This is a genomic window from Saccharopolyspora thermophila, assembly GCF_014646075.1.
In the GTDB taxonomy this organism is placed as follows: Bacteria; Actinomycetota; Actinomycetes; order Mycobacteriales; family Pseudonocardiaceae; genus Saccharopolyspora; species Saccharopolyspora thermophila.
Map to the genome: position 1 here is coordinate 372,846 of NZ_BMMT01000001.1, position 14,991 is coordinate 387,836.

Genomic DNA, 14,991 nt, shown 5'->3' on the forward strand with positions numbered 1-14,991 from the left:
GCGGCCCCTGCTGCCCGCGTGCGGGCCCCCACCCGACTGTCCAGAAAGGACACCACTGAGATGCGTTTGCGCTTTGCCGCTCTGATCGCCGCCGCCGGACTGGCGCTGGCCGCGTGCGGAGGCGGCGGCACCCCGGCGGCCCAGGACCCGAACGCGCCGCTGAAGATCGGTGTCAGCCCGACCCCGCACGGCGAGATCCTGGAGTACGTCCGGGACAACCTCGCCCCGCAGGCCGGGATCGGTATCGAGATCCAGAAGTTCGACGACTACAACCGGCCGAACGAGGCCGTCGCGCACGGCGAGCTGGACGCCAACTACTTCCAGCACCAGCCCTACCTGGACGAGTACCGCAAGCAGCGCGGCGGCGACTTCGTCTGGATCGCGGCGGTGCACCTGGAGCCACTGGCGGTGTACTCCAAGCAGTACAGGTCGCTGCGGGAGCTGCCCGACGGCGCGACCGTGACGCTGTCCAACGACCCGGCCAACCAGTTCCGCGGCCTGAAGCTGCTGGAGGCCGGCGGACTGCTCAGGCTCAGGCCGGAAGCCACGGTCGGCACCCGGCTGGAGGCGGCGATCGCCGAGAACCCCAAGAACATCCAGCTGAAGGACCTCTCGCCCGACCAGCTGCCGCGTTCGATCGACGACGCCGCGGCCGCGGTGGTCAACGGCAACTACGCGATCAAGGCCGGCCTGCAGAACCCGATCCAGGTGGAGAGCGCGGCGAACAACCCGTACGCCAACGGCCTGGTGACCAGCCCGGCGCTGGCGAGGGACCCGCGGATCCTCAAGCTGGCCGACCTGCTGCGGTCGCAACAGGTCAAGGACTTCATCAACCAGAAGTGGGGCGGCGTCGCCGTCATCCCGGCGTCCTGACCCGCGACCGGTCCGACCACCGAGGGGCACCCGTCACGGGTGCCCCTCAGCTTTTCCACGCGGCCGTGCGTAGGGAAGTCGGCGGCGGGGTTACGCGGGCACGTACGCTCTAAGAGTGCTCTCCGTGGTTCCCACCCCCATCACCGTCCGCGTCCCGGCCAAGGTGAACCTGCACCTGTCGGTCGGTGACGCCCGCCCGGACGGCTACCACGAACTGGTCACCGTCTTCCAGGCACTGTCCATGACCGACGAGGTCACCGTCCTGGTCGCCGAGGAGCCGGGGATCGACGTGTACGGCGACGGCGCGGACTCGGTGCCCACCGGGGCCAGCAACCTGGCGTGGAAGGCGGTGCGGCTGCTCGCCGAGCACAGTGGCCGGGACCCGGAGGAGCCCGGGGTGCGGTTGTCGATCCACAAGGGCATCCCGGTGGCCGGCGGGATGGCCGGGGGCAGCGCCGACGCCGCCGCGACGCTGGTGGCGCTGAACCACCTGTGGCGGCTGGAGCTGGGCCGCGACGCCCTCAGCGAGCTGGCCGCAAAGCTGGGCAGCGACGTCCCGTTCTCGCTGCAGGGCGGCACCGCGCTGGGCACCGGCCGCGGCGAGCGGCTCGTCCCGGTGCTGGCCCGGCACACCTTCCACTGGGTGATCGCGCTGGACCGGCGCGGCCTGAGCACCCCCGCTGTCTACACGGAGCTGGACCGGCTGCGGGCGGAGTCCCGGCCGAGCCGGGTGGGCGACGTCGAACCGCTGCTGGAGGCACTGGCCACCGGGGACCCGCGCCAGCTGGCGCTGCTGCTCGGCAACGACCTGCAGGCGGCGGCCGTGTCGCTGCGCCCGGGCCTGCGCCGCACGCTGCGCGCGGGCGTGCAGGCGGGTGCGCTGGCCGGCATCGTGTCCGGCTCGGGACCCACCTGCGCCTTCCTGTGCACCGACGCGGAATCGGCCGTCCGCGTGGCGGCGGAGCTGTCCGGCGCGGGAGTGTGCCGCACCGTTCGGGTGGCACACGGCCCGGTCCCGGGTGCTCGGATCGTCACCGAGGAACGCGCGGACCGCCCCACCCCGCCCCAGGTCCACGCCTAGCGGCGCTGCTCGATCGAGGAATGTGGATGTCACGGACCGCATTTCTCGAGGACCGTGCGCCCGCCCGGACCTGTGGCCACGTGACGTAGTCGATGGAGTGGATCAAGCCCCGATGGTGAACCTGGTCAACCTGGAATCGGTCAGCAAGAGCTACGGCGTGCGACCGCTGCTGGACGGCGTCTCGCTGGGCGTCTCGGCGGGCGAGCGGATCGGGGTCGTCGGGCTCAACGGCGGCGGCAAGACCACGCTGCTGGAGGTGCTCGCCGGGATCGCCGAACCCGACAGCGGCCGCGTCAGCCACGCCCGCGACCTGCGGATGGCCGTGGTCACCCAGCGCACGGAACTCCCCGAGGACGCCACCGTGCGCAGCGCGGTACTCGACCCGCACGGCTTTACCGCCGAGCACGAGTGGGCCGCCGACCCGCGGGTCCGCTCGGTGCTCAGCGGGCTCGGCATGACCCGCCTCGGCCTGGACACCGCGGTCAAGGACTTCTCCGGCGGCGAGCGCCGCCGCGTCGCGCTGGCCGCGGCCCTGGTGCGCGAACTGGACCTGCTGGTGCTCGACGAGCCCACCAACCACCTCGACGTCGAAGGGGTGCGCTGGCTGGCCGACCACCTGCTGGAGCGCCGGTGCGCCCTGGTGGTCGTCACCCACGACCGCTGGTTTCTGGACACCGTCTGCAACCGCACCTGGGAGGTCGTGGACGGCCGCGTCGAGCAGTACGAGGGCGGCTACGCGGACTGGGTGTTCGCCCGCGCCGAGCGCGCCCGCCTCGCCCAGCAGGCCGAGGAACGGCGGCGGAACCTCGCGCGCAAGGAACTGGCCTGGTTGCAGCGCGGCGCGAAGGCCCGCACGTCCAAGCCCCGCTACCGGCGGGAGGCGGCGGAGGCGCTGATCGCCGACGTGCCGCCGCCGCGCGACACCGTCGAGCTGGTCACCTTCGCCAAACGGCGGCTCGGCAGGATCGTGCTGGAGCTGGAGGACGTCGACCTGCGCGTCGCCGACCGGGTGCTACTCAAGGGCGTGACCTGGCGGATCGGCCCCGGCGACCGCGTCGGCGTGGTCGGCGTCAACGGCTCCGGCAAGACGACCCTGCTCAAGCTGCTCGCCGGGGAACGCGAGCCCGACGCGGGCCGCCGCATCCAGGGCAAGACGGTGCGGCTGGCGTACCTCACCCAGGAACTACACGACCTGCCCGGGCACTGGCGGGTGCTGGAGGCCATCGAGGATGTCGCCGAGCGGGTCACCCTCGGCAAGTACGAGCTGACCGCCGCGCAGCTGGGGGAGCGCTTCGGCTTCGCCAGGGGTCGGCAGTGGACGCCCGTCGAGGATCTCTCCGGCGGGGAGCGTCGTCGCCTGCAGCTGGCCCGGCTGCTGATGGGCGAGCCGAACGTGCTCGTCCTCGACGAGCCCACCAACGACCTGGACATCGACACGCTCCAGCAGCTGGAGGACCTGCTGGACGGCTGGCCGGGCACGCTGGTCGTCGTCTCGCACGACCGGTACCTGGTGGAGCGCGTCTGCGACAGCGTGCACGCGCTGTTCGGCGACGGGCGGCTGACCCACCTGCCCGGTGGCATCGACGAGTACCTGGCGCGTCGGCATTCGCTGCTGGCGGCCGAGGAGAGCGTCGGCAAGCAGGCGGTCGGCGCGGCGAAGCCGCGGGGCCTGTCCGGCGCGGAGGAGCACGCGGCGCGCAAGGAGCTGGCCCGCTGCGAGCGGCAGCTCGACAAGATCGCGCGGCGCGAGGAGGAGCTGCACGAGCAACTCGCCGCCGCGGCGACGGAGCCGGACCGGCTGGCAGAGCTCAACGCCCAGCTGCAGGAGCTGCTGCGGGAGAAGGACGAGGTCGAGTCCCGCTGGATGGAGCTGGCCGACCAGTTGGGCTGACCCGCTCGGCGGTTTCGGTGGGCGGGCGATCACGCTCGCCGTAAGCTGCCTCACATGAGTCGGTTCGTGGAGAAGATCGTGGCATCCGCGCGGGAGAACGCGGGCCCGCACGGCCGAGGGCTCACGACTGGCGAGCCCGCGCAGCCCCGGCACCGCACCTGGGCGGACGTGCACGCGGAGGCGTTGCGGATCGCCGGGGGACTGGGGTCCGACCTGCGGCTCGGCAGCGTCGTGGCGATCCTCGCCGCCGATCCCGGCCTGATCGCCCCCGCCGTGCAGGCCGTGTGGCTCGGCGGCGGCAGCGTGACGATGCTGCACCAGCCGACGCCGCGCACGAATCTCGCGCACTGGGCGGAGGACACCCTGCGGGTGCTCAAGATGATCGATGCCCGCCTGGTCCTGCTGGGCCCCCCGTTCGAGCAACTGACTGGGGTGCTGGAGGAGAACGGCATCGCCTACCGGAACCTCGCCGAGCTCGTGGTGTCCGACACCCGGCCGCTGGCCGAACCGGTGCCGGTCGGCGAGGACGCGACGGCGCTGCTGCAGCTGACCAGTGGCTCCACCGCCGAACCGAAGGCGGTACGGATCACCCACGGCAATCTGTACGCCAACCTGGTGGCCATGGTGCGCGCGGCCGAGCTGGACGCGGCGCGGGACGTGGCGGTGTCGTGGCTGCCACTGTTCCACGACATGGGGATGGTCGGCTGCCTCACCGTGCCGATGGCGATCGGCATGGCGGCGGTGAAGGTGACCCCCGCTGACTTCCTCGCCCGGCCGCTGCTGTGGCCCGAGCTGATCAGCAAGTACCGCGGCACCGTCACCGCCGCGCCGAACTTCGCCTACGCCATCGTGGGGCGGCGGATGGCACGCGCCGACGACGGCGCCTTCGACCTGTCCAGCCTGCGGTTCACGCTCAACGGGGCCGAGCCGATCGACCCGGCCGCGGCGCAGGCGTTCACCGACGCGGGTGCCCGCTTCGGGCTGGACCCGACCTGTATGGTGTGCGCTTTCGGGATGGCCGAGGCGACGCTCGCGGTCTCGTTCGCGCCGCTGCGGCGCGGGCTGGAGGTCGACGTCGTGGACGCGGACGCGCTGGAGCAGCACCGCCGCGCCGACCCGGTGTCGACGGGAACCGGGCGGGCGCGCCGGTTCGCGTTGCTGGGCAGGCCACTGCCGGGCCTGGAGGTCGACGTGGTGGACGACTCCGGGGCGCGGCTGGGCGAGCGGCAGGTGGGGCGCCTGCGGATCCGGGGCGAGGCGGTGACGCCCGGCTACCTGACGGTGGACGGTCCGCTGGCGACACAGAACGCGGACGGCTGGTTGGACACCGGGGACGAGGGCTACCTGGTCGACGGCCAGGTGGTGATCTGCGGGCGCCGCAAGGACGTGATCATCATGGGCGGCCGCAACATCTACCCGGTCGACATCGAGCGCGCGGCCTGCCAGGTGGAGGGGGTGCGCCCGGGCAACGCGGCCGCGGTCCGGCAGGACGCGGGCAGCCGCCGCGAGCGGTTCGCCGTGGTGCTGGAGTCCACGTTGGCCGGTGACGAGGCGGCGGAGAAGACGCTGCGCAAGGAGGTCGCGGCGCGCGTGGTCGACGCGGTGGGCGTGCGGCCCTCGGCGGTGGTGGTGCTGCCACCGGGCAGCCTGCCGAAGACGCCGTCGGGCAAACTCCGCCGCGCGGCCACGGCCGCCCTGGTGCCCAGCTGACCACAGTGGACAACGCGGTCGAGTCGCTCCGCGAAGTTCACCCGTCAGTGGAAGACGTTCTGGGTGGCTTCGAGGCCCTTGGTGATCAGCGACTCGACCGCGTCCGCGCAGCGGTCGACGAAGTAGGGCAGCTCCTTGCGTTCGGCACCGGAGAAGTCCTTCAGGACGTAGTCGGCCGGGTCCATCCGGCCCGGTGGCCGGTCGATGCCGAACCGCACCCGGAGGTAGTCGCGGGTGCCGAGGGACTTGCTGATCGAGCGCAGTCCGTTGTGGCCGTTCTCCCCGCCGCCGCGCTTGAGCCGGATCGTGCCGTAGGGCAGGTCCAGCTCGTCGTGGATGACGACCAGCGACTCCAGCGGCACCTTGTAGAACTTCACCGCGCCGGCCACCGGACCGCCAGAGAGGTTCATGAACGAGCGCGGCTTCACCAGGACCGCGCGGACACCGGCCAGCCGGCCCTCGACGACCTCGGCACCGGCCTTGTGTGCCCGGAACTTCCCGCCGATCCGGTCGGCGAGCTCGTCGGCCACCAGGAATCCGATGTTGTGCCGGGTCAGCTCGTAGCGCGGGCCGGGGTTGCCGAGCCCGACGATCAACGCCACCGAATCCGGGTTGTTCACGTCGATGAAGTCTCCTGCTCTGCCTGGCGCGCAGCGCGCTGCCCCACACGATCGGGTGGGGCAGCGCGCGATGCCCGACGTCGGAGGCTCAGCCCTCCTGGGCGGCCTCACCCTCGGCGGCCTCGGCGGGGGCCTCCTCGGCCAGCGCCGCAGCAGCCTCGGTGATGTTGACGACCAGGGCCTCGGGGTCGGTCTGCAGCGACACACCGGCGGGCAGCTTGATGTCGGAGGCGTGGAGCTGGGTGCCGATCTCGGCGCCGGCAATGGACAGCTCCAGCTGCTCGGGGATGTGCAGCGCCTCGGCCTCGACCTCCACCTCGGTGATCTCCTGGCTGACCAGGGCGCCCGGGCCGGGCTCGCCGGTCAGCACGATCGGCACCGCGACGGTGACCTTCTCGCCGCGCTGCACCAGCAGCAGGTCAACGTGCTCGATGTAGTTCTTGATCGGGTGGGTGGTGATGGTCTTGGTGAGCGCGAGCTCACTCTCACCGCCGGCGACGTCGAGCGTCAGCACCGCGTTGTGCCCGTTCTCGCGGATGGCGCGGGCGAACTCGACGGACGGCAGGGACAGGTGCTTGGGGGCGGAGCCATGGCCGTAGAGCACCGCGGGGATCTTGCCGGCGCGGCGGGTACGGCGGGCCGCCCCTTTGCCGAACTCGGTACGCGGTTCGACGGCGATACGGACCTCGGACACGGTGGTGCACTCCTCATGGCGTCGGGCGGAACGTGAATGGTCGCTGGCCTGCGGCGGTGGGGCGCGCTACGGGCGTGGGTTCGGCGCGGTGCCGACAGGCACCGGGTGTGAGCGACAGGTGCGCCGACCGCTCAGGTCGGCGGCCACCGTGCCACCGCGCCGATCACGCCGGGCGAACGTCCCGACCTCGCCGAGGCAACCCGAACAGTCTAAACGGTGCTTGCATAGTCGTTTTCGCACGGGTGACCCCCGCGGCCCGGCAGCGCGGCGCCGCCCGGCGATGATCGCCTGCCCTCCGGTCGCGGTGCGCCGCCGGGGCTGTGCCTGCTGCTGTTCGTCGCGGGGGCACGAGTCGGCCGACGGTGATGTTGGTTACAAGCCGGTCGTCGCGGATTGCTTGAAGGCTCAAGGGTGTTGGGATGGGATGTTCGCCCCCGACGGCGCGGGGCACCGCGTACCCGCGCACCGCACGTTCGAGGAAGTGAGTCCCATGACCGCGACCGACCAGATCCAGCTCCTCACCCTCGCCGAGGACGCCCAGAACCTGCTGTTCCGTGAGGCCCGCACCGCGAACACCTTCAGCGACGAGCCGGTCTCCGACGAGCAGGTCCGGGCCATCTACGACCTCATCAAGTGGGGTCCGACCTCGATGAACCAGCAGCCGCTGCGGATCGTGCTGGTGCGTTCCGAGCAGGGGCGCGAGCGGCTGCTGCGGCACCTGGTGGAGGGCAACCGAGCCAAGGCCGCGAAGGCCCCGCTGGTGGCGATCCTCGCCGCCGACACCGACTTCCACGAGAACCTGCCGCGCACCTTCCCGCACGCGCCGAAGGCCAAGGACATGTTCGTCGGCAACGACGAGTTCCGCCTGAGCAGCGCGCGGCTGAACGCGTCCCTGCAGATCGCGTACTTCATCCTCGGCGTGCGCGCCGCCGGGCTGGCCGCGGGCCCGATGACCGGCTTCGACCCGGCGGGCCTGAACGCGGAGTTCTTCCCGGACGGCAGGCAGCAGGCCCTGGTGGTGATGAACATCGGCAAGCCGGGCGAGAACCCGTGGTTCGACCGCCTGCCCCGCCTCGACTACGACGAGGTCGTCACCACGGTGTGACGCGGCGGCGATTCCCCCGGACATCTGATCGCCGGGGAGATCGCGCTGCGACGCAGCACGGCCCCGGTCCGCAGGGAACCGGACCGGGGCCGCTCGAGCTCAGCACCCGATGCCTCGGACTCGTGGACCCGCCCGAGCGGCGCGACCACGAGCCCCGAGCGGATCAGGCGCGGCCGTCGAAGAGGCTGGTGACCGAGCCGTCCTCGAAGACCTGGTGGATCGCTTCGGCCACCAGCGGGGCGATCGACAGGACCGTCAGGTTCGGGAAGCGACGCTCCTCCGGGATCGGCAGCGTGTTGGTCAGCACGACCTCCTTCGCGCCGCAGGACGACAGCCGCTCCGCGGCCGGGCCGGACAGCACCGCGTGGGTCGCCGCGATGATGACGTCCTTCGCGCCCGCCGCGATCAGCTGCTCGGTCGCCTTGGTGATGGTGCCGCCGGTGTCGATCATGTCGTCGACCAGCACGCACAGCCGGCCTTCGACGTCACCGACGACGCGGTTGGCCACCACCTGGTTGGGCTTGTTGGGGTCGCGGGTCTTGTGGATGAACGCCAGCGGGGTGCCGCCGAGCTCGTCGGCCCACTTCTCCGCCACCCGGACGCGACCGGAGTCGGGGGAGACCACGGTGATCTGCTCGTTGGCGTAGGTGTCGCGGATGTAGCCGGCCAGCAGCTTCTGGGCCATCAGGTGGTCCACCGGGCCGTCGAAGAAGCCCTGGATCTGGTCGGTGTGCAGATCCACCGCCATGATCCGGTCCGCGCCCGCGGTCTTGAACAGATCCGCCATCAGCCGCGCCGAGATCGGCTCGCGGCCCTTGTGCTTCTTGTCCTGGCGGGCGTAGCCGTAGAACGGCATAACCACGGTGATGCGCTTGGCGCTGGCGCGCTTGAGCGCGTCCACCATGATCAGCTGTTCCATGATGGCGTCGTTGAGCGGGTTGCAGTGCGACTGGATGACGAAGGCGTCGCAGCCGCGCACCGACTCGTCGTACCGCACGAAGATCTCGCCGTTGGCGAACTTGTAGGCAGCCTGGGGCGTGACCGTTACGTCGAGCTGCTTGGCCACCTCCTCGGCAAGTTCCGGGTGACTGCTACCGGAGAAGAGCTTGAGGCTCTTCTTCGGGGTCGCAGACATGGCACTCACGGTCATCGTCCCTCCCCGTTCGACGTCCGTCATCGGGCGTCTTCCGTCGGATTGGTGGTTCGTTCCTTCGCCAAAGCCTGTTGTGCGGCCTGGTCAGCGGCGGTGCCGGGGCGGCGCCTGGCCACCCAGCCCTCGATGTTGCGTTGCCTCCCGCGGGCGACCGCCATCGCTCCGGGGGGGACATCCTCGGTGATCGTCGACCCGGCGGCGGTGTAGGCCCCGTCGCCGATCTCGACCGGGGCGACGAACGTGTTGTCCGCGCCGGTGCGGGCGTGCGACCCGACCACGGTGCGGTGCTTGTGCACCCCGTCGTAGTTGACGAAGATCGTGGCGGCGCCGATGTTGCTGTGGTCGCCGATGGTCGCATCGCCCACATAGGTCAGGTGCGGCACCTTGGTGCCCTCGCCGATGGTGGCGTTCTTGGTCTCCACGAACGTGCCGATCTTGCCGTTGGCGCCGAGCGCGGTGCCGGGCCGCAGGAACGCGAACGGCCCGACCTTGGCGCCCGGGCCGATCTCGGCGCCGTCGCCGTGGGTGCGCACCACGGACGCACCGGGGTGCACCACGCAGCCGGTCAGGGTGGTGTCCGGGCCGATGGTGGCGCCCTCGCCGACGGTGGTCCCGGCGCGCAGCTGCACCCCGGGTTCGAGCACGACGTCGCGGTCCAGCTCGACGTCGCAGTCCAGCCACACCGAGGCGGGGTCGACGACCGTGACACCCGCGCGCATCCAGCGCTCCAGCAGCCGCCGGTTCAGCTCGGCGCCGAGCCGGGCCAGCTGGACACGGTCGTTGACGCCTTCCACCAGCCACGGATCGCCGCACACCAGGGCGCCGACCGGGCGCCCGTCGGCGCGGGCGATCGACAGCACATCGGTGAGGTACAGCTCGCCCTGGGCGTTGTCGGTGGACAGCCGCTGGAGCGCGTCGGCGAGCACGGCCGCGTCGAAGGCGTACACTCCGGAGTTGATCTCGGTGATCTCCGCCTGCTCCGGGCTGGCGTCCTTCTGCTCGACGATGCCGGTGACCCGGCCGTCGGCGTCGCGCAGCATGCGGCCGTACCCGGTGGGGTCCTCGACGACCGCGGTCAGCACGGTGACCGCGTTGCCGGCCCCGGCGTGCTCGTCGAGCAGGGCGCGCAGCGTCGCGCCGTCCAGCAGCGGCACGTCACCGTAGCTGACCAGCACGGTGCCGGTGCGGCCGCCGGGCAGCGCGGACAGCCCGCAGGCGACGGCGTGGCCGGTGCCGAGCTGCTCCTCCTGCACCGCGGTCCGCAGCGGGCGGCCGAGCGCGTCGGCCAGCCCGCTCAGGTGCTCGGCGACGGCGTCGCGGCCGTGGCCCAGCACGACGACCAGCTCGTCGGGGTCGACGTCGGCCGCGGCGCGCACCGCGTGTTCGACCAGGGGTCTGCCGGCGAGCCGGTGCAGCACCTTCGGTGTGGCCGATCGCATCCTGGTGCCCTCGCCCGCGGCGAGCACGATGGTGCTGACCGGGTGCGGGTGCGACGCGGCGACGGGGGAGGAGGGCTGGGCGAGGTCGCCCTGGAGCATCAGCGCTCTCCCTTGATCTCTAAAGCGGCTCGACGGCCGACAGTGCCTGTTGCGTCCAAGCGGGTGAAGGGTAACCGGCCCAGTGCCCCCGTGGGTCCGGTGCCCCCGCACGCCCCTCCGGCGGGTGTGATGGTACCGCCGATCGGGCCTATCCTGACCACGCAGAAGGGTCTCTAGCTGCGGCTTTGTGATCTTCACCGCGGTTGGCCGGGTGGGGGCCGGCCGGTCTCGCGCGGCTCCGCCGCGGCCGGTGCCGAGGCGCTCGGCCCGACCCCGTTCGGGACCGGTTCAGAGGGCGTCCGGGGGGATCCAGGTGGAATGGTCCGCGGCCGGGCGGGACTGCGGGGTGGTGCTCGCCCCGGACAAGGCGGCCACGCGGTTGCCGCCGTCCCGCTTCGCCTGGTACATCGCGGCGTCCGCGCGGGCCAGCACCTGCGCGGCCGACTCCTGCGGGCGCATCGCGACCACGCCGATGGACAGCGTCACACCGCGCGACAGCTCGGGGGGCAGCCGGTCGACCGCCTCGACGGTGCGCTGCAGCGCGGCCTCGGCGGCGCCGAGCGTGGCGCCCGGGAGCAGGACCACGAACTCGTCCCCGCCGTAGCGGGCCACGAAGTCGTCCGTGCGCAGCGTGTCGCGCAGGGTGACCGCGACGGTGCGCAGCACGTCGTCGCCCTCGGCGTGCGAGCAGCGGTCGTTGACGCTCTTGAAACCGTCGAGGTCGACCAGCGCCACCGCGAGCGGTTGCGCGTCGGGCTCGTTCAGCAGGGTCTCCAGGCGGTCGTCGAGCGCGCGGCGGTTGGACAGCCCGGTCAGCGGGTCCTGCAGCGCCTGGCGCGTGATCGCGTCGTGCTTGTGGCTCAGCCGCGAGTTCTCCAGCCGGGTGACCAAAGTGGACAACCGGGCCTGGCGCATCGTCCACAGCTCGGTCTCCAGCTCCAGCGCGTACTCCCGCAGCGCGTCGTGCAGGTCCGTGCTGTCCAGTTCGGTCAGGTGCGCGTACTCGCGGGCCAGCGAGATCCGCAGCGTGGGTTCGGAGGTGTCGTTCTCCAGCTCCGTGCGGGTGTCCGCGAGCAGGTCCACGGCCTCGTCCCCGCGTCCGGCCCGCACCAGGCATCGCGACAGCGCGATCGCGACGATGATCTTCTCGCGCGGGTGGATGGCGCGGTCCTGGGTCCGTAGCACCTCCAGCCGCTCGATGTGTTCCTCGTGCGGTTGCGCCAGCGCGTGCGCCGCGCCCAGCACGGGCAGCTGCTCCGCGGCCGGGCGGTCGGACACCCGGGGGAACAACGACTCCCGCCACGGGCCCTCCACCGCGACCGCGATGGCCGAGGCGGTGGAGAACCGGGCGTTGGCCTCGTCGTCCTGGCCGATGCGCTCCAGGCGCAGGCCCCAGCCGAGCAGCATCCGGCACCGGTTGATCATGTGCACCGCGATCTCGTGCGGACCGCCGCTTTCCCGGATGCGCTGGTGGGCGCGGGCCATCACCTCGTCGGCCATCTCGTACACACCGAGCTGGGTGAGCACCAGGCCGATGTCGATCAGCGAGGTCGCCAGCAGCCGATCCCAGGACCGGCGGCCCAGCGTGCGGTCGGGCACCAGTTCCTCGTCGAGCATCGCCAGGCCGTGCGCGACCTCGGTCAGCGCGCTGTCCTCGCTGCCAGCGAGCAGGGCGCGTCGGCCGCGCAGCGCATGCGCGTCGGCCTGCAGCACGTCGAGGCCGTGCCGGCGGGTGTGGCTGAGTAGTTCGTCGAGCAGCGGGTCGGCGCTGTCCACCAGGTCAGGGGTGGCCAGCCGCATGGCCGCGCAGTGCCGCAGCAGCTGGGCGACGATGCGCGGTTCACCGCGCCGCTGCGCCTCGGCGAGCAGGTTGTCGGCCTCGCGGATCGTGCTGCGCTGGCTGGCCGGGTCGCTGTGCTGGCCGACTGCGTTGAGTTCGCGGGCGCGCCCCACCAACCACGCGTCGGACACCTCGCTCAGCGTGGTTGCCGCTTCCTCCCGCACGGCGGTCGTGTCGTCGCGCAGCGGCCCACACCCCCTGTTCACCCTGCCTCCCGGCCGGTCGGCGATGCCGCGCTCCGCGTCCGCTCCGGGAGGACCGCTCGCTCCGCCGCCAGGATTCGAACCTGGACCATCGGAACCAAAATCCGAGGTGCTGCCTTTACACCACGGCGGATCGGGCGTCCTCGGCCCTCGGCGCCGGTGTGCTGCCCCCCGGCGCCGCTGCCCGAGCTTACCGGCCCGGGATGACAGGCGGTGGTACCCGGGCGACATCGTGGCACGGGCGTCCGGACGGGTCGGGTCGCGGGGGGCGGCGCGGTCGGCACGTCGTTGGGACGTGATGCGAGCCCACCCGGTTGCGTCCACCATCGAATGGGTGAACACCGGCGATTCGGACACGCCCGGGGGAGCGCGACACGCCGCGATTTTGCCGCCCGGGGGTGACGATTCGGCATCAAAGAACTTACGCTAGCGTAGGTTACGGTTCCGTAGGTGGAGGTGTTGCGGAGCCGTGCTTCCCCGCGCTGAACGCAGTTTTCCCACCTCCACAACGCCATTCGAGGTATGAGCATGACCGCAGCAACCGAGCGCGTCGTCGCTTCCGAGGCCCGCGCGGAGTCCGGGCCCAAGCCGTTGACCGCAGGCACCCGCCCCTTCGTTGCGCAGCTGTCGGTGTACGTGTTCGTGGTGGTGCCGTTCATCGCGCTGCTGGCGGCGGTCCCGGCGGCCTGGGGCTGGGGCCTCGGCTGGGTCGACGTCACCCTGGCGGCGGTCCTCTACGTCGCGACGGGGCTGGGCGTCACGGTCGGCTACCACCGCTACTTCACGCACGGCTCGTTCAAGACCAACCGCGGCGTCAAGCTGACGCTGGCGATCGCCGGCATGATGGCCGTCCAGGGCCCGGTGATCAACTGGGTCGCCGACCACCGCCGCCACCACGCCTACTCCGACCGCGAGGGCGACCCGCACTCCCCGTGGCGCTTCGGCAGCTCCCCGGTCGCGCTGGCCAAGGGCTTCTGGTACGCCCACATGGGCTGGCTGTTCCAGCGCGACCTGACCAACCAGGACCGCTTCGCCCCCGACCTGCTCAAGGACCGCGAGCTGGTGCGGGTCAACAGGCTGTTCCCGCTGTGGACCGCGGTCAGCCTGGTGTTGCCGGCCGTGCTGGGCGGCCTGATCACCTGGTCGCTGTGGGGAGCCTTCACCGCGTTCTTCTGGGCCGGTCTGGTGCGGGTGTCGCTGCTGCACCACGTGACCTGGTCGGTGAACTCGATCTGCCACATGATCGGTGAGCGGCCGTTCAAGAGCCGCGACCGGGCGGCGAACTTCTGGCCGCTGGCGATCCTGTCCTTCGGCGAGTCCTGGCACAACTCGCACCACGCCGACCCGACCTGTGCCCGGCACGGGGTGCTGCGTGGCCAGCTGGACATCTCGGCGCGGGTGATCTGGTTTCTTGAGAAGCTCGGCTGGGCATGGAAGGTCCGCTGGCCCAACGACAAGCGCCTGGCGCGCATCGCGGTCACCAAGTACAAGAGCTGATCGCCCCGCAGGCGGAGCGTCCGCGTGGCACCGGCCGTGCGGACGCTTTTTTCGTCGGGTCGCCACCATGCGGTCGGGTGTGCACCTTAGGGTGGTGCGAGTGGTATCGAGACGACGCGGGCGGAACGCGCCCGAACCCGCCGCGGCGCGGCCGACGGGGCGCACCGCACGGGTTCGGATGACCGGGAAGGAACGCCGCCAGCAGCTGCTTGACGTGGCGCGCGCGCTGTTCGCGGAGAAGGGCTTCGACGGCACGTCGATCGAGGAGATCGCGCACCGGGCCGGGGTCTCCAAGCCGGTGGTCTACGAGCACTTCGGCGGCAAGGAGGGCATCTACGCGGTGGTGGTGGACCGCGAGATGCGCAACCTGCTCGACCTGGTCGTCTCCGCGTTGTCCGCCGGGCACCCGCGGGACCTGCTGGAGCAGGCGGCGCGGGCGCTGCTGGACTACATCGACAGTTCCACCGACGGCTTCCGGGTGCTGGTGCGTGACTCGCCGGTGGCCAGCACCAGCGGCACGTTCTCGAGCCTGCTCAACGACATCGCCAGCCAGGTCGAGCACATCCTGGGGCTGCAGTTCAGCGCCCGCGGCTACGACGCGAAGCTCGCCCCGCTCTACAGCCAGGCGCTGGTTGGCATGGTGGCCCTCACCGGGCAGTGGTGGCTGGAGGCCCGCAAACCGAAGAAGGAGGAGGTCGCCGCGCACCTGGTCAACCTCGCCTGGAACGGCCTGTCCCACCTGGAGCACAAGCCGCGCCTGTCCACGAAATGACCGGGCGTTCGCAG

General features: G+C 71.7%; 12 protein-coding genes and 1 tRNA gene. 7 read left to right on the forward strand and 6 right to left on the reverse strand.

What is annotated here, in order from left to right; genetic code table 11:
* Window positions 1-60 precede the first annotated feature (60 nt).
* From IEY17_RS01595 to IEY17_RS01610, 4 genes are all read left to right on the forward strand, one after another.
* Window positions 61-873 (forward strand): MetQ/NlpA family ABC transporter substrate-binding protein, encoded by an 813-nt coding sequence (locus tag IEY17_RS01595; RefSeq protein ID WP_188984617.1) that lies wholly within the window; start codon window positions 61-63, stop codon window positions 871-873.
* 124 nt (window positions 874-997) lie between these two features.
* On the forward strand, window positions 998-1,954 hold the full coding sequence (locus tag IEY17_RS01600; RefSeq protein WP_188985299.1) for a 4-(cytidine 5'-diphospho)-2-C-methyl-D-erythritol kinase: 957 nt from the start codon (window positions 998-1,000) through the stop codon (window positions 1,952-1,954).
* Between the two features lie 112 nt (window positions 1,955-2,066).
* Window positions 2,067-3,845, forward strand: coding sequence for an ABC-F family ATP-binding cassette domain-containing protein (locus tag IEY17_RS01605; RefSeq protein ID WP_188984619.1), 1,779 nt, complete (start codon window positions 2,067-2,069; stop codon window positions 3,843-3,845).
* A 54-nt stretch (window positions 3,846-3,899) separates the two neighbouring features.
* Window positions 3,900-5,555: a fatty acyl-AMP ligase gene (locus IEY17_RS01610; RefSeq protein ID WP_188984620.1), complete on the forward strand. Its 1,656-nt coding sequence runs from the start codon at window positions 3,900-3,902 to the stop codon at window positions 5,553-5,555.
* Window positions 5,556-5,599: 44 nt separating this feature from the next.
* Here the strand turns inward: IEY17_RS01610 and pth are convergent, their stop codons facing one another.
* Together pth and IEY17_RS01620 are read right to left on the reverse strand one after the other, a co-directional pair.
* Window positions 5,600-6,175, reverse strand: coding sequence for an aminoacyl-tRNA hydrolase (gene pth, locus IEY17_RS01615; RefSeq protein ID WP_188984622.1), 576 nt, complete (start codon window positions 6,173-6,175; stop codon window positions 5,600-5,602).
* 88 nt (window positions 6,176-6,263) lie between these two features.
* Window positions 6,264-6,869: a 50S ribosomal protein L25/general stress protein Ctc gene (locus IEY17_RS01620; RefSeq protein ID WP_188984624.1), complete on the reverse strand. Its 606-nt coding sequence runs from the start codon at window positions 6,867-6,869 to the stop codon at window positions 6,264-6,266.
* Window positions 6,870-7,359: 490 nt separating this feature from the next.
* On the opposite strand from IEY17_RS01620, the gene IEY17_RS01625 reads away from it, so the two are divergent.
* Complete coding sequence (locus IEY17_RS01625) at window positions 7,360-7,974, forward strand: malonic semialdehyde reductase (RefSeq protein WP_188984626.1); 615 nt, start codon at window positions 7,360-7,362, stop codon at window positions 7,972-7,974.
* Between the two features lie 163 nt (window positions 7,975-8,137).
* Here the strand turns inward: IEY17_RS01625 and IEY17_RS01630 are convergent, their stop codons facing one another.
* The 4 genes from IEY17_RS01630 to IEY17_RS01645 all read right to left on the reverse strand — a co-directional run bounded on the left by IEY17_RS01630 (window position 8,138) and on the right by IEY17_RS01645 (window position 12,841).
* Entirely contained in the window at window positions 8,138-9,109 is a 972-nt protein-coding gene (locus IEY17_RS01630; protein ID WP_229679749.1) for a ribose-phosphate diphosphokinase, read from the reverse strand.
* 38 nt (window positions 9,110-9,147) lie between these two features.
* Window positions 9,148-10,665 carry a bifunctional UDP-N-acetylglucosamine diphosphorylase/glucosamine-1-phosphate N-acetyltransferase GlmU gene (glmU, locus tag IEY17_RS01635; protein WP_188984628.1) on the reverse strand — a complete coding sequence of 506 codons (1,518 nt, stop codon included), beginning with the start codon at window positions 10,663-10,665 and terminating at the stop codon, window positions 9,148-9,150.
* Between the two features lie 288 nt (window positions 10,666-10,953).
* On the reverse strand, window positions 10,954-12,711 hold the full coding sequence (locus IEY17_RS01640; RefSeq protein WP_229679750.1) for a GGDEF domain-containing protein: 1,758 nt from the start codon (window positions 12,709-12,711) through the stop codon (window positions 10,954-10,956).
* A 59-nt stretch (window positions 12,712-12,770) separates the two neighbouring features.
* Window positions 12,771-12,841, reverse strand: a tRNA-Gln gene (locus IEY17_RS01645).
* A gap of 395 nt (window positions 12,842-13,236) precedes the next feature.
* On the opposite strand from IEY17_RS01645, the gene IEY17_RS01650 reads away from it, so the two are divergent.
* Both IEY17_RS01650 and IEY17_RS01655 read left to right on the forward strand, forming a co-directional pair.
* The gene (locus IEY17_RS01650; protein ID WP_188984630.1) at window positions 13,237-14,205 is read left to right on the forward strand and encodes an acyl-CoA desaturase; all 969 of its coding nucleotides are present in this window, start codon (window positions 13,237-13,239) and stop codon (window positions 14,203-14,205) included.
* Window positions 14,206-14,383: 178 nt separating this feature from the next.
* Window positions 14,384-14,977, forward strand: a complete 594-nt coding sequence (locus tag IEY17_RS01655; RefSeq protein ID WP_188984632.1) for a TetR/AcrR family transcriptional regulator — start codon at window positions 14,384-14,386, stop codon at window positions 14,975-14,977.
* Window positions 14,978-14,991: the final 14 nt, after the last annotated feature.